Annotated in this window: 17 protein-coding genes, 1 tRNA gene and 1 rRNA gene; 16 read left to right on the forward strand and 3 right to left on the reverse strand. The window is 32.4% G+C overall.

Annotated features, from left to right (window positions below):
- The 4 genes from rrf to BUA82_RS19740 all read left to right on the forward strand — a co-directional run.
- Positions 1–95: ribosomal RNA gene (rrf, locus tag BUA82_RS19725) — 5S ribosomal RNA — on the forward strand; the annotation flags it as partial.
- 124 nt (positions 96–219) lie between these two features.
- Positions 220–294 (forward strand) — tRNA-Glu (locus BUA82_RS19730).
- Positions 295–822: 528 nt separating this feature from the next.
- A complete protein-coding gene (sfsA, locus tag BUA82_RS19735) occupies positions 823–1,536 on the forward strand; it encodes a DNA/RNA nuclease SfsA (protein WP_073012713.1) in 714 nt (237 codons plus the stop codon).
- A gap of 67 nt (positions 1,537–1,603) precedes the next feature.
- Positions 1,604–2,128, forward strand: coding sequence for an NAD(+) diphosphatase (locus BUA82_RS19740; protein WP_073012716.1), 525 nt, complete (start codon positions 1,604–1,606; stop codon positions 2,126–2,128).
- A gap of 20 nt (positions 2,129–2,148) precedes the next feature.
- Here BUA82_RS19740 and BUA82_RS19745 read toward each other — a convergent pair whose 3' ends face one another.
- Both BUA82_RS19745 and BUA82_RS19750 read right to left on the reverse strand, forming a co-directional pair.
- Positions 2,149–2,508, reverse strand: a complete 360-nt coding sequence (locus BUA82_RS19745; RefSeq protein WP_073012719.1) for a hypothetical protein — start codon at positions 2,506–2,508, stop codon at positions 2,149–2,151.
- Between the two features lies 1 nt (position 2,509).
- Positions 2,510–3,745, reverse strand: coding sequence for a DUF1576 domain-containing protein (locus tag BUA82_RS19750; RefSeq protein WP_073012722.1), 1,236 nt, complete (start codon positions 3,743–3,745; stop codon positions 2,510–2,512).
- Positions 3,746–3,964: 219 nt separating this feature from the next.
- Between BUA82_RS19750 and BUA82_RS19755 the strand changes: the two genes are divergently transcribed.
- The 11 genes from BUA82_RS19755 (at position 3,965) to BUA82_RS19800 (ending at position 16,561) form a co-directional block, all read left to right on the forward strand.
- Complete coding sequence (locus BUA82_RS19755; RefSeq protein ID WP_073012726.1) at positions 3,965–4,669, forward strand: beta/alpha barrel domain-containing protein; 705 nt, start codon at positions 3,965–3,967, stop codon at positions 4,667–4,669.
- Positions 4,670–4,689: 20 nt separating this feature from the next.
- Positions 4,690–4,851, forward strand: a complete 162-nt coding sequence (locus BUA82_RS20875) for a hypothetical protein (protein WP_178140790.1) — start codon at positions 4,690–4,692, stop codon at positions 4,849–4,851.
- 118 nt (positions 4,852–4,969) lie between these two features.
- Entirely contained in the window at positions 4,970–6,472 is a 1,503-nt protein-coding gene (locus BUA82_RS19760; protein ID WP_073012730.1) for a carboxypeptidase M32, read from the forward strand.
- A gap of 385 nt (positions 6,473–6,857) precedes the next feature.
- A complete protein-coding gene (locus BUA82_RS19765) occupies positions 6,858–7,541 on the forward strand; it encodes a response regulator transcription factor (protein ID WP_073012733.1) in 684 nt (227 codons plus the stop codon).
- Positions 7,542–7,590: 49 nt separating this feature from the next.
- A complete protein-coding gene (locus BUA82_RS19770) occupies positions 7,591–8,835 on the forward strand; it encodes a HAMP domain-containing sensor histidine kinase (protein WP_073012736.1) in 1,245 nt (414 codons plus the stop codon).
- A 182-nt stretch (positions 8,836–9,017) separates the two neighbouring features.
- On the forward strand, positions 9,018–9,191 hold the full coding sequence (locus BUA82_RS19775) for a zinc-ribbon domain-containing protein (protein ID WP_073012739.1): 174 nt from the start codon (positions 9,018–9,020) through the stop codon (positions 9,189–9,191).
- 184 nt (positions 9,192–9,375) lie between these two features.
- Positions 9,376–12,027 carry an ABC transporter permease gene (locus BUA82_RS19780; protein ID WP_073012742.1) on the forward strand — a complete coding sequence of 884 codons (2,652 nt, stop codon included), beginning with the start codon at positions 9,376–9,378 and terminating at the stop codon, positions 12,025–12,027.
- A gap of 2 nt (positions 12,028–12,029) precedes the next feature.
- Positions 12,030–12,710 (forward strand): ABC transporter ATP-binding protein, encoded by a 681-nt coding sequence (locus tag BUA82_RS19785; protein WP_073012745.1) that lies wholly within the window; start codon positions 12,030–12,032, stop codon positions 12,708–12,710.
- Positions 12,711–13,143: 433 nt separating this feature from the next.
- On the forward strand, positions 13,144–14,217 hold the full coding sequence (locus BUA82_RS19790; RefSeq protein WP_073012748.1) for a pyridoxal-phosphate-dependent aminotransferase family protein: 1,074 nt from the start codon (positions 13,144–13,146) through the stop codon (positions 14,215–14,217).
- A 21-nt stretch (positions 14,218–14,238) separates the two neighbouring features.
- Complete coding sequence (locus tag BUA82_RS19795; RefSeq protein WP_073012750.1) at positions 14,239–15,150, forward strand: D-2-hydroxyacid dehydrogenase; 912 nt, start codon at positions 14,239–14,241, stop codon at positions 15,148–15,150.
- 166 nt (positions 15,151–15,316) lie between these two features.
- Entirely contained in the window at positions 15,317–16,561 is a 1,245-nt protein-coding gene (locus BUA82_RS19800) for a DUF1015 domain-containing protein (RefSeq protein ID WP_073012752.1), read from the forward strand.
- Between the two features lie 147 nt (positions 16,562–16,708).
- Here the strand turns inward: BUA82_RS19800 and BUA82_RS19805 are convergent, their stop codons facing one another.
- Positions 16,709–17,449 carry a MurR/RpiR family transcriptional regulator gene (locus tag BUA82_RS19805; RefSeq protein WP_073012754.1) on the reverse strand — a complete coding sequence of 247 codons (741 nt, stop codon included), beginning with the start codon at positions 17,447–17,449 and terminating at the stop codon, positions 16,709–16,711.
- 352 nt (positions 17,450–17,801) lie between these two features.
- On the opposite strand from BUA82_RS19805, the gene BUA82_RS19810 reads away from it, so the two are divergent.
- Positions 17,802–19,124 (forward strand): 6-phospho-alpha-glucosidase, encoded by a 1,323-nt coding sequence (locus BUA82_RS19810; protein ID WP_073012757.1) that lies wholly within the window; start codon positions 17,802–17,804, stop codon positions 19,122–19,124.
- The last annotated feature ends 9 nt before the right edge of the window (positions 19,125–19,133 follow it).

Below are 19,133 nucleotides of genomic sequence, written 5' to 3' on the forward strand. Positions count from 1 at the left end.
TAACACCCGTTCCCATTCCGAACACGAAGGTTAAGCTTCATAGGGCCGATGGTACTGCACGGGAGACTGTGTGGGAGAGTAGGACGTCGCCAGGTACATCTGTACAATGAGAGACTGCTGACATAGTAAATTGCCGGCAGCCTTTTTAATTGTAGGTTTTAAGATGTGCTATATAATATTTATTCAGGTGACTGTTGTGTGAGCCATATAGAATAACATGGCCCCTTGGTCAAGCGGTTAAGACACCACCCTTTCACGGTGGTAACAGGAGTTCGATTCTCCTAGGGGTCACCATTTAATTTCTATATAACTGGGAGTGCTTTATAGCATTCCCAGATAATATATTACTGATAATATATTTAATATAGCTATTTACAATGTCATAATTATTCACATAAAGCTGCTCATACTGAGCAGTTTTTTTTATTAACAAAATTTTTAAAGTTAATAAGCATATTTTAAAAGAAATAAAATCTTTGATATTTTATATAACAATATGTCATTAATATTTCGTTAATAGTTTATTCATAAATATCATCTGTTATATAAGTTATCAACAGCGTAAACCCTTTAAAACCATTAAATTGTGTAAATTGTGTATAAGCACTGTGGATAATGTTGATAAAACTGTGACTAAAAGTGGATAAGGTATATTATTCTAGAGAATTCATTTACCAGTGTTTACAAAATTTATTTAATTAATCTTAAAAAATTTAAGAATAATTAAATATAAACAAATGATGATATAAACAGATATTCACAAAACTGTGGATAAAAACTGTGGATAATGTGTATAACTATAATAAACAAGGAGAAAATCACATGTATATGAATAAGAATATTATTAGTGCAAAATTTATTGAAAGACCCAATAGATTTCAAGCGTATATAGAAGTAGAGGGTAAGGAAATCATGGTACATGTTCCTAATACCGGGAGATGTAGAGAAATTCTAATTCCAGGTACAGAAGTGTTATTAAGAGAAGAGCTTAATCCTACCAGAAAAACAGGTTATGATCTTATTGCAGGATATAAAGAAGGTAAACTTATAAATATTGATTCTCAAATACCTAATAAGGTAGTAGAAGAAGCATTAATTAATAAAAAAGTAAAGTTATTAGACATGTACAATATTATACTCAGAGAAAAGGTATTTGGAAGCAGTAGATTTGATTTTAAATTATCAATGGAACCTTATGATGATTCCTGTCTTATTCCTCAGGAATATTTTCTCGAAGTTAAGGGTGTTACCTATGAATTAAATGGCTTAGCTAAATTTCCTGATGCCCCTACCATAAGGGGAGCAAGACATCTTAGAGAACTTGTAGATGTAAAAAAGTCTGGCAGAGGTGCAGGAGTTTTATTTTTAATTCAGATGGAAGAAGCTTCAACCTTCACTCCTCATGATGAAATGGATCCAGACTTTGGGGAGGCTTTAAGATATGCCTATGATAATGGAGTGGATGTATTTGCCTTTAATTCTAAGGTTACCAGGGATTCTATTACATTGCATCAGGAGATAGAAATCTTACTGTAGTAATGAATTTATCCATATGCTAAAATATTAATTAGCAGCTTATTTTGCTTCTATAGGGGGAATAACAATGAGGTATAGATTTTGTCCGTTATGTGGAAAAGAACTAAAAGAAAGATTCAGTTATGATGAAGGTAATGTACCTTACTGTGAATACGACAAAATATTGTATTTTGACCTTCCAAAGCCTACTGTAGTAGTAGCGGTGGTTAAAGGTGAAGATATATTACTTTTAAAACAAAGTTATATATTTAAAAATTCTAAGGTTTTAATTTCCGGCTATGTATCTAATGGTGAAACTGTGGAAGAAACGGTATATAGAGAAGTTAAAGAAGAAACTGGTATAGAAATAAAAGATATTAAATACCTAGGAAGCAGCTGTTTAGCAGATAAAGAACTACTTATGCTCACTTATATGGGATACTATGAATCTGGAGAGATAACAAAGTCTCCTGAGGTTGAGGGGGCAGAGTGGGTGAATATAGAAGATGCCTTATGCCAGATGGAAGAAGATGAAGTGGGTAAGAAGGTTGTTATGGCCGTTTTAAATGAAATGGGATATAAGGGAAAAAACGCTTATAGATGTGAAATTTAATAAGCTCCAAATATTGGAGCTTATTTTTTTCTTATAACTTTTATATATAAATTATCATTTTGGTAATTAACTTCAGCCTCATCTGACATCATTCCCACTAGGGTTAATTCGCTGTCATTATCATCTTCCCCGCTAAGCTCCCAGTAGTAGCTCTCTACTTCATGTTGTCTTGGAGTATTTAAATATTTTCTAAGGGTAGTAATAACCTCATCATCCATATTAGATATTTCTGTGGAAACTTCTATCACCATTTCATGTTCATAATTCTTCATGGTCATGCTTATATGAGAACCTCCATGATGCATACAGAAGTTTATAAGTTCATTTAGTATTTTTAAATTAACTTGATCTACAGGTTTTAGTGCAGTTTTTTTCTTCATTTTATTCTCCTTTTCCAAATCCTCTTATTATAGGCACTAGTATCATGGCAACAAAACCCGCCGCAAATCCATTGTTGTACAAGTTTAATCCTCCATGTAAGTAACCGATGTTCATGGCTACTGCCACATGGAGAAAACCAGCTAGTATGCCTATGGGCCAGCCAAATTGACCAGCTATAGGAGCTAAACCAGTACTAAATAAAGTGGTAAGAAGCATATTAGGAGAATTAAGCTGCCAGATATTAAGAAATGCTGAAAGGATAGCTCCTATCATTACAGGTATTATATTAAAAAGATGCTTACCAAATGCCCCAAAGCCTATAATACTAAAGATTCCGCTTATAGTAGGCCCGTTTAAATCTCCTCCTACAACAATTACATATAAGGTAGAGAAGATTCCTAGTATACCCATATTTATAAAGGCTGCATTATCATATAGAAGGAAATAATCGCTTATTAGTCTTCCAGTATGACCGTGGATGGCCTTAAGATTTTTTAAGCTTTTCCCATTGTTTATAATACCATATATAATAAGAAATAGTGAAATTCCCAATAAAAATATGGAAAAGAACAGGTTATTTCCTGTATTCCAAATAAACCTTTTTTCAAATTCTATGCCCAATATCCTGTATAAGGACATGAGTATCATGGCTATCAAGCCTCCAGCAAAACCTATATTATATAGATTATATCCTTGATGTATCTTTATACAGCTAGATGCTAAAGGTGGGAGTATAAAACCTATGAATATGCCTATAATAACACCAATTAACACACCAATATTAATAGGAAATATATTTTGAAAAGATAATTGGCTTACAGCAGGGGACAAAGTAGTGCCTAATACTGCAATTAATATATAATTTATAAAAGATTCTTTCTTATATTTTGAATATAGCCACACTCCAAGGATTACTGGCCATATATTTAATATATTTTTCCCAAAAAAAGCAAATCCAGCGGTAAGCCATATAGACATTATGGTGGAGCCGTTGGGTTTTATTCCATGATATATATAGAAGGCTATTATCATTAAGCTAAGCAAGCCAGAATTTACTAATGTAGGTCCTACTCCAGCGATTTCTACATAGTCGGTGATAAGTATATCAGAGTTTAATATTATACTTTTTATTCCTCCTATTATCTCAGAAGGGGAATTCATAATAAAACCTGTAATTAAGAATGCTAGAAATATGACTATGTGAACTTGATATGCAGGATAAAGTCTCCTTTTCATAATTTTCTCCTTTTCATATAAAGTTTATATTACTATGTTATATTATAATTATTACTAAATTCAAGCAATATTTTTAATTTTTATTAAAATAATTTAATTATTGCGTAAAACAATTAATAACAAAATTTAATTTTTATTATGGGGTATTATCTATTTAATAATTCCCTTATAAAATATATAATTATATTTAAGTGGAAAAATCTGATAGGAGGCATTATTATGGATGAACAAAGAATAAAAGAAATAAAGTATGTACCAGAGATAAAAGGAACCTTAAGAAGCCATATGATTGAAGTTCCCCAGGTGATAAGAAGCGCTAGTGGTATAAAGATATTTGGAAAGAGACTAAAGTCCTTTTTATTTACTACAGACGTGGCTATAATAAGAAATACTAATGCAGATGCAATAATAGCTGTTTATCCTTTTACACCTCAGCCAGTTATAACTGAAGCTTTAGTTATGGCTGCAGATGTACCAGTTTTTTGTGGAGTTGGTGGAGGCATAACCCAAGGTAAAAGGGTGGTTAACCTAGCCTTAGATGCTGAATTCAAAGGAGCTATGGGAGTAGTGGTAAACAATCCTACACCTAATGAAGTGATAAGGAAAATGAGAGAGACTATAGATATACCTATCATAGTAACTGTAGTGTCAGACTGTGAAGACATACCTGCTAGAATAGAAGCAGGAACTACTATATTTAACGTATCTGGTGCAAAAAACACCGCAAAGATAGTTAGAAATATAAGAAAACAGTATCCCGAGTTTCCTATTATTGCTACAGGAGGACCTACTGAGGACAGCATAAGAGAGACTATAGAGGCAGGGGCCAATGCTATCACCTATACACCTCCAGCCATAGGAGATATTTTAGGTAGCTTAATGGTAAACTATAGAGAAAAATTTGAGGAAGATAAAAACCTATAAACACAAAAGAAGGAGTATATATGAAGTCAGAAGGAGATAATTGCAAATACTGTCCTGAATTTAATAAAACCTGTGATGGTACCGCCAAAGACTGTTTATGTAGAAGATGTCCTAGAAATTTTGGACAGTGTATAGTGGTGAAATATTGCAGAGAGACGGAGTCAGTATTGTTTCTAGATTAAAGTATAAAAAATCAGAGAAGAAAAATGTGTAGTTAAGTCATGGGAGTATGGTTTCTCCATTAAATCGTAAGCAGAGAAATATTAAAAATAAACATATAAATTTTTAGGAGGTAAAAAGATGAGCGAAGTAAATGTAAAGGTTCGAGATATGAAAAGCCATATGAGAAAGTTAGAGCATCTTATGGGGGCCTCTGCTCTTATTCAATGGGATATGAGAGTGGGAGCTCCAAGAAAAGCTATGGCTGATAGAGGAGAAATGCTTGCTTTCCTTACTGGTGAGATTTATAAACTTCAAACCTCAGATAAAATGAAGGAGTTTATAGATGCACTTATAGACTCTAAAGAGCTTAATGCTATAGAAAAATCTATGGTGGAAAACGCTAAGAAAAATTATGATCTCACTAAAAAGGTACCTGAAGATAGAGCTGTTGCCTATGCTCAAGTAGTTTCAAATTCAGAAGCAGCTTGGGAAGAAGCTAAGGATAAAAATGATTTTGAAAGCTTTAAGCCTCATTTAAAAAAGGTTATAGATTTTCAAAAGGAACTGGTGGAACACTACGGATATGAAGGCAATAAATACAACACTATGCTAGATATCTACGAGCCAGGTATTACTGTGGAAAAACTGGATAAGATTTTTTCTGATCTTAGAGATTCGATAGTAGAGCTTTTAAATAAAATAAAAAATAGCAGCGTAAAAATAGATGACAGTTTCTTTAAAAAGAACTTTACCACAAAGGAGCAAGAAGAATTTTCATTGTTTGTTCTAGACAAAATGGGCTTTGATTTTGAAGCTGGCAGATTAGATGAAAGTGTTCATCCTTTTACCACTAACTTTGGAAACAAGGATGTAAGAATAACAACTAAATATTTAAAGAATGAATTTAGAAGCGCATTGTTCAGCACTATACACGAAGGTGGACATGCTATATATGAGCAAGATATTCCCGATGAACTTAAGGGAACAGGGCTTGCTTCTGGTGCTTCCATGGGAATACATGAATCCCAGTCAAGATTTTATGAGAATATTATAGGAAGAAGTAGAGCTTTTTGGCAGTTTTTCTTCCCAGAGGCTAAAAAGACATTTTCTCAGTTTGAAAATGTAGATTTTGAAGAATTCTACAAAGCTATAAATGTGATACAGCCATCTCTTATAAGGACTGAAGCGGATGAGCTAACTTATAGCCTTCATGTAATCATAAGATATGAACTAGAAAAAGCTTTAATCAATAATGAAGTTACTGTAGAGGAGCTCCCTAAAGCTTGGAATGAAAAATATAAAGAGTATTTAGGTGTAGAGGCTGAAACCTATTCAGAAGGAGTTATGCAGGATACCCATTGGGCATCAGGTTTATTTGGATATTTCCCAAGTTATGCATTAGGTAACCTTTATGGAGCTCAGTTCTTAAATAAGATGCTTAAGGATATGCCAAATATGTATGATGAAATAGCAAAAGGCAATCTAAAAGAAATTCATAATTGGCTAAAAGACAATATCCATAAGCATGGAGCTGTATACAAGCCAGCAGAGCTTATAAAAATGGTAACTGGTGAAGAACTTACAGCTAAATATTTTGTTGAATATTTAAATAATAAATATTCTGAGATATACAATCTCTAATAAGGGTAATACCTAAGGTAAAACTCTTAACTCTTAAACACTATCAATCTATAATTACATGTGAAATAAATCTCTCTTAAGGTGTTATTACCTTGGAGAGATTTTTTTTGAAAAGGTATTTATTATGAAAAGACATATGTTATAAATTAGTTTATAATACAGTTAAATGTTGTATTTATTTTCATTGGATTTATAGTTATATTTTATAATCTACATTTACGTGATTTAGACCTTATATTTTTATAATTCATAATAGAGAATCACTTATCCATGAGCTTAGCACTCATTATACCACCACCTGAAGAAGTGGGGTATTAGGAGTGGTTAGCTATGGGTTAAAGAATAATAGCTTAATAAGTGTATTGTTTGGAATGGGGGGAATTTAATGACCAAAATACTTTTGGTAGAAGATGATGCCGCGTTAACGGTAGCTCTGGAATATACATTAAAAAATGAGGGCTTTGAGGTTTTTAAAGCTCCTAATATTAAAATGGCGAAGGAAATTTTTCTAGAGGATAACTTTAGCCTTATATTATTGGATGTAATGCTTCCAGATGGAAATGGATATGATTTTTGCAAAGAAGTAAGGAAAGATTCTTCCATACCCATAATATTTCTTACTTCCTTTGATGAAGAGGTAAATATAGTAATGGGTCTAGATATGGGGGGAGACGATTATATAACAAAGCCTTTTAGAATAAAGGAACTGCTTTCCAGAATAAAAGCTGTACTTAGAAGGAATTCTAGCAATAATGTTAATAACACAGCTGTAATAGAAAGTCGTGGAATAGGTATAGATACATTAAGAGGAAAAGCATTTAAAGATGGAGATGAAATGATATTAACAGCTTTAGAATATAGGCTGCTACTACTTTTTATGCAAAATAGAGATGCTGCTCTTTCTAGAAATCAAATTTTGGACAAACTATGGGACTCTGCAGGTGAATTTGTAGATGATAATACTCTATCAGTATACATAAGACGCCTTAGAGAAAAAGTGGAAGACAACCCAGCTGCTCCGGATATTATAACCACAGTAAGAGGTTTGGGTTATAGATGGAATTCTTGATGAATTATTAATCGTCATGGGTGAAATTTTTTATGTATGAGGTGTGAGAATGAATTCAATTTATAGAAATCCTGAAGTTAAGAGGATAGCTTTAAAATTTCTAATATTATTTGTAATCTTTTATGTACTATCAATATTTCTCTTCAATATTCAATTGAAGGGTTTTTCAGAGAAGCTTATAGAACATAATTCATCCATCGCAGGAGCAATTATAGAAAAGCATCCTGAGTTGGAAAGTGAAATAGTAGGTTATTTTACTAAAGAGATTTCTCCTAAAACTAATACCAAGGCACAGCTCGCATTAAAGAAATATGGATATGATAAAAGTATGAATGTATCCTTGATACCTGAAGTGTCAAGTTTTGAAAAATATATAAAAAATAATGTAGGCATATATATTTTTATTTTATTACTGGTAACCTTTTTAGTGGTTTTTAGAGATTATACAAAAATACTAAAAAAGATTAGAACCGTGTCTAAAAGTGCTGAGAAGATTGTGGAAGGAGACTTTTCTATAAAGCTTGAAGATGATAGAGAAGGGGAATTTGCAATTTTAGGTCACCAATTTAATGAAATGGCCAGTAGGATAGAAAAAGGCATGGAGCTTTCCAAAAAGGAAAAGATATTTTTAAAAGACATATTATCTGATATTTCTCATCAGCTAAAAACGCCCCTTTCTTCTCTAATAGCTTTTAATGATTTACTTTTAGAGGGCAATATAGAGGATGAAAATACAAGAGAGGAATTCTTACTAAGGAGCAGAGCACAGCTGATTCGCATGGAATGGCTTATAATTAATCTATTAAAAATAGCAAGATTAGAAGCAGGAGCTATCAAATTTGAATATATAGAAACTCCCGTGGTCAGAGCTATAGAAAAAGCTGTGGATTCCTTAAGAGTAAAATGGAAGGAAAAAAATCAAAATATAATATTTGAAAATAAAGATAACAATATAATGCTTTTATTAGATGAAAACTGGATGGTAGAGGCATATACCAACATAATTAAAAACTGTATAGAGCATACCCCTGAAGGTAATAACATATATATAAAACTAGAGAATACACCTGTATTTACCCGTATTATCATCGCTGATACCGGATATGGAATACCAAAGGAGGATATACCTCATATCTTTCAGAGATTTTACCGTGGCAAAAATTCCGTTAAAAGTGATAGCATAGGAATAGGCCTAGCTCTCTCAAAATCCATCATAGAAAGCCAAGGCGGGAGCATCAATGTAAGGAGTGAAATAGGCTTTGGAACTGAGTTTGAAATTGTTTTCTTAAAATAGGTTTTTACCAGTAAAATAAATAAAAAATCTATTGATTATGATATTTAATTATGTTATAGTTATGTCGTATTGTTAATTCAATATATGATTTAATCCAGGAACAACATATCCTCTTTTTTCGAGAGATTATTGTTATGCCGCATTAAATCTTTATAATCTTCGAGAAAAGGAGGAATTTTAAAATGGCAGATAAGAATTTAGTTTGCAAAGATTGCGGAAAAGAATTCGTATTTACTGAAGGCGAGCAAGCTTTCTATAAAGAAAAAGGATTCGAAAACGAACCACAAAGATGCGTTGATTGCAGAAAAGCAAGAAAGCAACAAAACAACAATAGAGGACCAAGAAGACAATACTAGAATCTTGAAATCTATACCCTGCGGTTTATACTGCAGGGTTTTTATTTTATAAGGGGTGCCAGACACGTGACAGTGCCTGGCACCTTCCTTACTAATTTGTAAGATTAAATTTCATTTATCTGTAAGCTTTATGTATTAATATTATAATTGAAGTATGATTAAGGATTTCTCTTAGGGGGTTATTATGAAACATTTTAGTGAAATAGCATATAAGTATTTAAAATCACAGAAAAAAAGAAGTGTGCTTACCATCATAGGAATTATTCTTTCTGTGGCACTTTTTACTTCCATAGGTACTTTAGTAAACTCTTATAGAGAAAATGAAATTAAAAATATAATTGAAACTCAAGGAAATTATCATATAAAGTTTAAAGGGGTTAAAGGGAATAAGGTAAGTCAGGTAATATCCCATACAAACTTTGATAAAGCTGGAGTGGTGGGCATAGAAGGTAATGGGTTAATTGGCAGGACCACTGAAGAAGAAAAAAAGAAAAATCCTGAAACTCCTAATTATAGATACCTAAGCATTGAAAGCTATGATGAAGATGCTTTATCTACATTACCAATAGTTATGAAAGATGGAAGGATGCCTAAAAATAAGGATGAAATAGCATTAGAAGAAAATTCCTTTAAATATTTACCTAAGGACTTAAAAATAGGAGATAAACTAGAATTAGATATAGTAAAAAGATATGATGCTGGCGGAAAAGAATTAGTAGATGCTAATTATTGGGATACTAATGAGACTATAAAGCCTGTGGAAAAAAGAAGTTATACCTTAACTGGTATACTAAAGTCCCAATTTTACTTTTCTGATGGATATATATTTAAGGCTATTACACTGCCTTCTCAAGAAAAAACTTATGATGCTAATAAAAACTATAATATTTATGCTCACATGAAAAAAATAGATTCTGCCTATGAAACAGGTATGAAAATAGCTAGAGATTTTAAACTTTATGATGAAGAGCCGGAAAGGCTTATAGAATATAACAATAGGCTTTTAACCTTAAAAGGTAAGGGACTTTATGCCAATGTAAATGATTCTCTTACACTTATAGTTGCCTTTCTAGTTGTGTTAGTAGTTATATCCACTATATTGGTTATATATAATATCTTTCAGATTTCAGTTATGGAGCGTATAACGCAAATAGGCATAATAAGATCCATTGGAGCTTCTCCAGAACAAGTGAGAAATATGGTGCTTAAAGAGGCTATAACCCTTAGTCTAATTGGAATTCCTCTAGGTATAATAAGCGGCCTTCTAGCTTCTAAGGTGTTGGTGTACATATTATCTTCTACCAGCTTTGCTTCCTTTAAGGGTATGGATATGTATATTAATGCTAAAGTCATAATTACAAGCTTTATATTAGGGGCAGTTACCATATATTTTTCAGCTAGGAAACCTGCTAAGCTTGCAGGGAAGATATCACCTTTAGAAGCGGTAAGAAATACCGGTTCCATAAAAAAAGAAAGATTTAAAAGAATGAGATCTAGCTTCTTAATAAGAAAATTATTTGGAGTAGAAGGAGAGCTAGCCTATAAAAATATTAGAAGAAACCGCAGAAGATTTACTGTTACTGTAGCTTCTTTAGTTATAAGTATAGTGCTGTTTATAGTTTTTAATTCCTTTATGAATTACACCATGAGATCTAACCCTTCCAATGTAGATTATATCTTTGACCTTCAGCTTAGAAAAAGTGGCGGTGAGAAGAATGGGTTTGATGATAATTATCTTAAAAAATTAAATTCTCAGGAGTTTATAAGAAAAGCTTATAAGCAAAACATAAATTATACTCCTGCTTTTATACAAAGCAATAAATTTAACATGGATTACATTGAAAAAAGTAGAAGAGTTTTAAATACTATTTATAATATACATGGAGAGAAATATGTTTATTTTAATCAAGCTTCTTTATATGGATATGACAAAGATTTTTTAGAAACCACTAAAAATCACCTTATAGAAGGTGAGATAAATGAAGATGAAATTAATAAGGTTAATGGAATTATCTTGGTGCAGGACTCTAGAGTTTATAATCCTTCAGAGGAAAAAATATATAAAATAAATCCTACTAATTTAAAGGTGGGAGATGAAGTTATACTGGATGCTAATCAAAACATTATGAAGTCTTATGATGAAGAAAAGAAGTTTCCAGAGATAACAAAAAGCAATAAATTTAAAATAGTAGCTATAGCTGATACGGTTCCTGTTACCATTAGCAGGGAAGATCCTATAAATTTCATAACCACAGAAAAGGTATATGCTAAAGCTATTGAAACAGAAAAGTTTAGTCAAATAAACATTATTTTAAATGAGAATGTAGATAGAAACAAAGCTTTAGATGAACTTAAAAGTTATATTTCTAATGACAAAGGAATATCTATGGAAGATTTCTATGAGAGAGCAAAAAGAGATAGGCAGAGCAAACTGATAATGAGTGTTTTCTTATATGGTTTTGTTACTATTATAGTACTTATAGGATCATTAAATATATTAAACACCATAAATACTAACTTGCTCCTTAGAAGAAGAGAATTTGCATCCCTTAAAGCCATAGGTATGTCTCAGCAGCAGGTAAAGAGGCAAGTATGGATGGAAGGTTTGATTTATGGCATTATCGCAGCCTTTTGGGGCAGTATAATAGGCAGTATCTTAAGCTATATAATGTATAAGATTTTTGGTATGATGTCTACCTTTGATTATAAAATACCTTGGATTGGAATGCTTATTGGAGGAGTAGGTACAATAATTATTACTTTACTTTCTAGTTATCCTCCACTAAAAAAGATAAATACCAGCAATATAATAGAAACTATAAAAATGGAGGAATAACCATGGAAATAGTTAAGACTTTAGACCTTTGTAAAAATTATGGCAGCAACGAAACCAAAGTAGAAGCCCTTAAAAATATAAACCTAACCATTAATGAAGGGGAATTCACAGCTATAATAGGCCCTAGTGGATCAGGTAAAAGCACACTACTACACCTTCTAGGAGGAATAGACAAGCCTTCTAGTGGAGAAGTTATAATTAACGGAAAAAATATATATAACCTTAAGGAAAAGGAATTGTCTGTATTTAGAAGAAGAAATGTAGGTTTTATATTTCAGTTCTATAACCTTCTTCCAGTGCTTACTGCAGAGGAAAATATGCTTATGCCCCTTTTATTAGATAATAAGGAGCCAGATGATAAATATATAAGTGAAATAGTAAATATTTTAGGCTTAAAAGACAGGCTTCATCACTTGCCCTCAGAACTTTCTGGAGGGCAGCAGCAGAGGGTATCCATAGCAAGAGCTCTTGCCTACAAGCCCTCAATAATATTGGCCGATGAACCCACAGGCAATTTAGATAGTAAAAACTCAAAAGAAATACTAGAGTTATTAAAATTTTCAGTTAAAAAATATAATCAAACCTTAATAGTGATAACCCACGATCTTAATATAGCCTCCAGTGCCGACAGAGTGCTATCCATAGAAGATGGAGTTATTACTAAAGACGAAAAGGTAAGATAATATATTTTATAAATAACATTATAACTTTAGCCTAGCCACCTAAGTTCAGCCGAAAAATTCCACCCTCACGGAATTTTAACTTAGGAGGTGGCAGGCACGTGATAAGTGACAAAGTGGAGTTAAACCTCCACTTTGTCACTTTTTTATATACATATTAAAATTTAATAAGAAAATATTATTTTTGAATCAAGTGATCCTTAGCTTCAGATTTAGTTTGATTAAAAGGAACACTTATAAATAGTATTATCACAATGCTTTGTGATAAAGTTATAAAAAGTTATAAATTTAACATGTGAAAATTGTGAAAATTCATAATATTTTTTTGAATGAATATTGTGTAAATTATTAACAGATGATAAAATGGTATTATTAGAATTTACTTCAGCTTTGGAAAGACATGCATTAATTTTAAAATACCGTAGGAGGTAACATAATGCACAAAAAACTATTTATACCAGGACCTGTAGAGGTTAGGCCCGAGGTTCTTAAGAAAATGTCTGAACCTATGATAGGACATAGAAGCAAGGATGCTTCGGCTCTACAAAGAAGAATCAGTGACAACATGAGAAAGCTTTTCTACACAGAAAGTGAGATACTTCTGTCTACTACATCTGGAAGTGGTCTCATGGAAGGAGCAGTACGATCTTGTACAGCTAAGAGAGCAGCAGTATTTTCTGTAGGCGCTTTTGGTAACAGATGGTACGAAATGGCGAAATATAACAATGTACCTGCAGATCTATATGAGGCAGAATGGGGAAAACCTACAAAGCCTGAACTCATCGATGAGGTATTATCTACTGGCAAATATGATCTTATCACTGTAACTCATAACGAAACCTCAACTGGAATAATGAATCCAGTGGATGAAATAGCTGAAGTAATGAAAAAATATCCAGAGGTTGTTTATTGCTTGGACACAGTAAGTTCTGCTGCTGGAACTAAGATAGAAGTAGACAAGCTTGGCGTTGATATCTGTATAACTTCCACTCAAAAAGCTATAGGACTTCCTCCAGGAATGGCAATTTGTACTTTCTCAGAAAAAGCCAGGGAAAGAGCAGAAAAGGTTCCTTTTAGAGGAGTATATCTTGACCTTTTAGCTCTCTACAAATACATTCAAAAGAAGGATTACCAATATCCATCCACACCATCATTATCTCATATGTTCGCTTTAGATTATCAGCTTGATTATATATTAAATGAAGAAGGATTAGAAAATAGATTTGCAAGGCATATATCCATGGCAGAAGTGGTTAGAGCTTGGGCAGAAAAGCATTTTGAAGTATTCCCTGAAAAAGGATACTGGTCTAATACCTTAACTAACATAAAAAATACTAGGGAAATTGATGTGGCTGCTCTTAATAAAGAGTTAGGCGCTAGAGGCATGCAGCTTTCCAACGGATATGGCAAGCTTAAGGATAAAACCTTTAGAATAGCACATATGGCTGATATGCAAATGGAAGATATTAAAGAACTTCTTTCTAATATAGAAGATATACTCAAGTTATAAATTTAGGAGTTGAATATAATTATGTTTAGAGTATTAATTACAGATGGTATGGAAAAGTCAGGGGTGGAAAGTTTAAAAACAGCTGGTTTTGAAGTGGTGGAGCAGCATTATGAGCCGGAGGCTCTAGGTGAAAAGCTTAAAGAATTTGATGCTCTTGTAGTTCGTTCAGCTACAAAGGTGAGAGAACCTATCATAGATGCAGCCATGGGGGGAAAGCTTAAGCTTATAATAAGAGGAGGAGTGGGAGTAGACAATATCGATGTGGCCTATGCAGAAAGCAAAGGCATTAAAGTTATGAATACTCCCAATGCCAGCAGTGCTTCTGTGGCAGAGTTAGCATTGGGTCACATGTTTGCTTTAACCAGATTTATTCATATTTCTAATGTTACCATGAGAGAAGGAAAGTGGGAAAAGAAGAAATACGAAGGCATAGAATTAGGAGGAAAGAGCCTGGGAATTATAGGCTTCGGAAGGATAGGAAGAGAACTTGCTAAAAGAGCTAAGGCTTTAGGTATGAATGTAATTTATACCAGCCGTCGTGGAAAGTTGGAAGGCTTTGAGGAATATGAGTTTTGTACTATGGAAGAATTAATAAGTAAAGCAGATTTTATTTCTCTACATGTACCCTATGATAAGGAAAAGGGTACTCTCATAGGAGAAAAGGAATTTGCCATGATGAAGGATGGAGTGTATCTTATAAACTGTTCCAGAGGAAAGGTAGTAAGTGAGAAAGCGCTATTAGCTGCGCTAGAAAGCGGAAAGGTAGCTGGAGCGGGTATAGATGTTTTTGAAGAGGAGCCTACTAAAAACTTAGAACTTGTTAATCATCCAAAGGTAAGTGCTACTCCTCATATCGGAGCTGCTACTGCAGAAGCTCAAACAAGAATAGGTGAAGAGATAGTACAAATATTAAAAACCTTCTTTAATAAGTAAAATTTTCATGCAAAATAAGGCTTATAAAAACCAATAAGAGTGTTTATATAAAAGCTTATTGATTAATAAGATTACTTATTAAACAGGCAAGAGAATAAGTTATGGTAATGGTTAATTACAAATTACTCTCTTGCCAAGCTACAACAATGTCTAAGGAGGACAAGACATGGCAATAGTTAGACCCTTCAAAGCGGTGAGACCAGCCAAAGAGTATGCACATAAGGTAGCAGCACTTCCTTATGATGTAATGAATACTGAAGAAGCTAGGAAAATGGTATTGGGGAATCCATATTCCTTCCTTCATGTGGACAAGGCAGAGATAGATTTAGATAAAAATATAGATATATATAATAAAAAGGTATATGAAAAAGCTAGGAATAATCTCTATAGAATGATAGAGGACGGAGTGCTTATAGAGGATAATAAGCCTTGCTTATATATATACAGACAGATAATGGAGGGTAGAGAACAAACTGGATTGGTGGGATGTACCTCTATTGATGATTATTTAGATAATATCATTAAAAAGCATGAACATACTAGGGAAGATAAAGAGAGAGATCGATTTAACCATGTAGACTATTGTGATGCAAATACAGGGCCAATATTTTTAACCTATAGAAATAAGGAAAGTATATCAAGTATTATAGATAATTGGACTAAAAGGACACCTGTATATGACTTTACTTCGGAAGATGGAATATCACATATAGTTTGGGTTATTGATGATAAAAAAGTTATTGATGAGATAAGTAGTTTATTTCATGGGGTGGATTATTTATATATTGCGGACGGACACCACAGATCAGCATCTGCCGTTAAGGTAGGTTTAAAAAGAAGAAAAGAAAATCCAGCATATACTGGTGAGGAGGAGTTTAATTTCTTCTTATCTGTAATATTTCCTGATGAGGACCTTTATGTAATGGATTACAACAGGGTGGTTAAGGATTTAAATGGGCTTTCTACGGAAGAGTTTATGCATAAGATAAGTGAAAATTTTCATATTAAAATGCATGAAAAAGATGGTCCTTATAAGCCTGAAAGTAAGCATACCTACGGAATGTACTTAGAGGGTAAATGGTATGAGCTTACTGCAAAGGAAGGTACTTATGATTCAAAAGACCCTGTAAAGAGGTTGGAGGTTTCTATATTACAAAATAATCTTCTTTCTCCTATACTGGGCATTGAAGATCCTAGAACGGATAAAAGAATTGACTTTGTTGGTGGAATTAGAGGGCTTAAAGAATTAGAGATAAGGGTAGAGAATGGAATGAAAGTGGCTTTTTCCATGTATGCTACGACTATAGATGATCTTATGAGTATAGCAGATGCAGGAAAAATAATGCCGCCAAAGTCTACCTGGTTTGAGCCTAAATTAAGGAGCGGATTATTTATTCATAAACTTAAATAGTAGTATTATAAAAAAATGTTCTTAAATTAAGGGGTTATTAGTATATATAAATAGAATGAAAACTTTGTTAGCATGTAAAACAGTTTAAAGTTAATACTTAGGGGGCACTATGAAGCCGAATCTGGGGGATTCGGCTTCTTTAATTTATTAAAAATATTTCTCTAAGTATCTAAAAAACACATATTCAGCTATTATAAGAGCTTGGATTCTAGATTGAATATTTATATTATCTCTTTTATAAGAGGTGGAGGTTATAAAAAGAGATTTATCTGCTAATTTTGACTGTGAGTTATTGCTAATATCCGTTAGAGAAATAATTTTAGCTCCTCTAATTTTAGCTATATTTAATGCTTTTAATATTTGGGATGTTTCTCCAGAAATTGAAACTGCAAAAATAAGATCTTTAGGAGTTAAATAGTTAGCAGATATATACATCATACTATTATCATCATAATTGAAAGCTGTTTTGCCAATGGTTCTAAATTTCTTAGCAACTTCAGAGCATACAATTCTAGAAGAACCTTCGCCAAAGAATTCAATTCTATTGGCATTATGTATTAATTCTAGAACATCATCGATAATTGGTTCATTTATAAGCTCAATAGACTTGTTAATATCACTAAATAGATCTGGATAATAGTCTATATGTTCTTTGCTACTTTCCTCAGTATTTAAGGTAATTGCTGCTTTAAATTCAGCAAATCCTGAAAAACCAAGTTTTTTGCAAAATCTAACTATGGAAGCGGCTGATGTAAAAGTTTGAGCAGCTATATCATTTATTTTCATTTCTTTAATTTTATTAGCATTTTTCATACAAAAATTTAATATTTCCAGTTCATTTTTATTCAGCTTTTCTGTATTTATGCTGATTTTATTATAGAAGTCCATAGGTACCCCCCTAAGCTTAGTGCACTAAAGTATTATATTTCATGGTGTTAAAAATTCTATAAGAATATGCAATTAGTAACTAAATTTACTTATTAAAGTAGTTAATACTATCTGTAGGTATGGTGAAATTAACTTAAGAGTTGTGGTTAAGGTGATGCAAATTATGTAGTAATATGTATAATAAATTGATTCTTTTATTATGAAAAAAGTTTCACAAAGTGAAACTTTTTTAATTTTTGAATAAAATTGAGAATGTTTTCAAAGTCATTTTAAATTTTTTTAAATCACATTATAATTATAAACGTACTTAGATAAACAAACAACAGTTTATTATATAAAGGAGATGTGTTTAATGAGAAAGTTTAATGTAACACTTGTAGGTGGAGGAAGTACTTGGACGCCTGGATTATTGCAAACATTATGTAAGTTAAAAGAAAGATTTCCAGTAAATAAATTAGTGCTATTTGATATAAATGAGGAAAGACAAAGTGTAATTGGAGAATTTGCTAAAGTATTATTTAAAGAAGAGTATCCAGAGCTAGATTTTAAATATACAACCAAGGTTGAAGAGGCATATAATGATGTGGATTTTGTTTTTATGCAAATGCGAACTGGTGGATATGCCATGAGAGAAAAAGATGAGAAGATTCCACTAAGTATGGGTTTAATAGGACAAGAAACCTGTGGAGCAGGCGGATTTGCATATGGACTAAGATCTATAAGAGATATGATAAAAACAATTAATGATATAAGAACATATTCTAAAGATGCATGGATACTAAACTATACTAATCCAGCTGCAATAGTTGCAGAAGCTTTAAGAAGAGAATTTCCAGAGGATAAAAGAATACTTAATATATGCGATCAACCAGTAAATCTTCTAAGATCCTATGGAAGAATTTTAGGAAGAGAATCTAAAAGCTTTGAACCGGTATATTTTGGGCTAAATCATTTTGGTTGGTTTACACATCTTTATGACGAAGAAGGAAAAGATCTTGTACCTGAATTGAAGAAGCTAATACATGAAAAAGGATTTCTTCCAGTGGATGCTGAGCAAAGGGATAAGTCATGGTTAGACACATATGGTATGGTTCAGGATATATGTGAGGACTTTTCAGAATACTTGCCTAATACCTATCTTCAATATTATCTATATCCACAATATAAAGGGGCAAAATTAAATCCTAATTATACTAGAGCAAACGAGGTAATGGATGGAAGAGAAAAGAGAGTATTTGAAGAATGTAGAAAAGTTGCAGAAGAAGGAACAGTAAAGAATTGCAAGATGGTTCACAATGATGCTCATAGTGAGTTTATGATCCAAGTTGCAGAATCTATTGCATATAACCAAGGAAAGATATTTATTGTGATTGTAGAAAATAACGGAACTATATCTAATATTCAAGATGATGCAATGGTAGAAGTAGCAGCAATATTAACAGCAAATGGACCAAGACCACTTTCAGTAGGCAAAATAGGAGTATTCCATAAAGGCTTAATAGAATCACAATTAGCATATGAAAAGTTAACAGTGGATGCCTATTATGAAGGTTCTTATGAAAAAGCATTGCAAGCATTAACACTAAATAGAACCATAGTTGATGCCAAGAAAGCAAGAAAGGTCCTAGATAAGTTAATAGAAGCAAATAAGGAATATTGGCCAAATTTTAAATAATGAGGAGAT

Origin of the sequence: Clostridium amylolyticum (genome assembly GCF_900142075.1) — a bacterium.
Taxonomy (GTDB): domain Bacteria; phylum Bacillota; class Clostridia; order Clostridiales; family Clostridiaceae; genus Clostridium_AA; species Clostridium_AA amylolyticum.

Bases quoted from the DNA above. Each gene is read 5' to 3' on its own strand.
- sfsA (WP_073012713.1), top strand. From the start codon at position 823: ATGTATATGAATAAGAATATTATTAGTGCAAAATTTATTGAAAGACCC.
- BUA82_RS19740 (WP_073012716.1), top strand. From the start codon at position 1,604: ATGAGGTATAGATTTTGTCCGTTATGTGGAAAAGAACTAAAAGAAAGA.
- BUA82_RS19745 (WP_073012719.1), bottom strand. From the start codon at position 2,508: ATGAAGAAAAAAACTGCACTAAAACCTGTAGATCAAGTTAATTTAAAA.
- BUA82_RS19750 (WP_073012722.1), bottom strand. From the start codon at position 3,745: ATGAAAAGGAGACTTTATCCTGCATATCAAGTTCACATAGTCATATTT.
- BUA82_RS19755 (WP_073012726.1), top strand. From the start codon at position 3,965: ATGGATGAACAAAGAATAAAAGAAATAAAGTATGTACCAGAGATAAAA.
- BUA82_RS20875 (WP_178140790.1), top strand. From the start codon at position 4,690: ATGAAGTCAGAAGGAGATAATTGCAAATACTGTCCTGAATTTAATAAA.
- BUA82_RS19760 (WP_073012730.1), top strand. From the start codon at position 4,970: ATGAGCGAAGTAAATGTAAAGGTTCGAGATATGAAAAGCCATATGAGA.
- BUA82_RS19765 (WP_073012733.1), top strand. From the start codon at position 6,858: ATGACCAAAATACTTTTGGTAGAAGATGATGCCGCGTTAACGGTAGCT.
- BUA82_RS19770 (WP_073012736.1), top strand. From the start codon at position 7,591: ATGAATTCAATTTATAGAAATCCTGAAGTTAAGAGGATAGCTTTAAAA.
- BUA82_RS19775 (WP_073012739.1), top strand. From the start codon at position 9,018: ATGGCAGATAAGAATTTAGTTTGCAAAGATTGCGGAAAAGAATTCGTA.
- BUA82_RS19780 (WP_073012742.1), top strand. From the start codon at position 9,376: ATGAAACATTTTAGTGAAATAGCATATAAGTATTTAAAATCACAGAAA.
- BUA82_RS19785 (WP_073012745.1), top strand. From the start codon at position 12,030: ATGGAAATAGTTAAGACTTTAGACCTTTGTAAAAATTATGGCAGCAAC.
- BUA82_RS19790 (WP_073012748.1), top strand. From the start codon at position 13,144: ATGCACAAAAAACTATTTATACCAGGACCTGTAGAGGTTAGGCCCGAG.
- BUA82_RS19795 (WP_073012750.1), top strand. From the start codon at position 14,239: ATGTTTAGAGTATTAATTACAGATGGTATGGAAAAGTCAGGGGTGGAA.
- BUA82_RS19800 (WP_073012752.1), top strand. From the start codon at position 15,317: ATGGCAATAGTTAGACCCTTCAAAGCGGTGAGACCAGCCAAAGAGTAT.
- BUA82_RS19805 (WP_073012754.1), bottom strand. From the start codon at position 17,449: ATGGACTTCTATAATAAAATCAGCATAAATACAGAAAAGCTGAATAAA.
- BUA82_RS19810 (WP_073012757.1), top strand. From the start codon at position 17,802: ATGAGAAAGTTTAATGTAACACTTGTAGGTGGAGGAAGTACTTGGACG.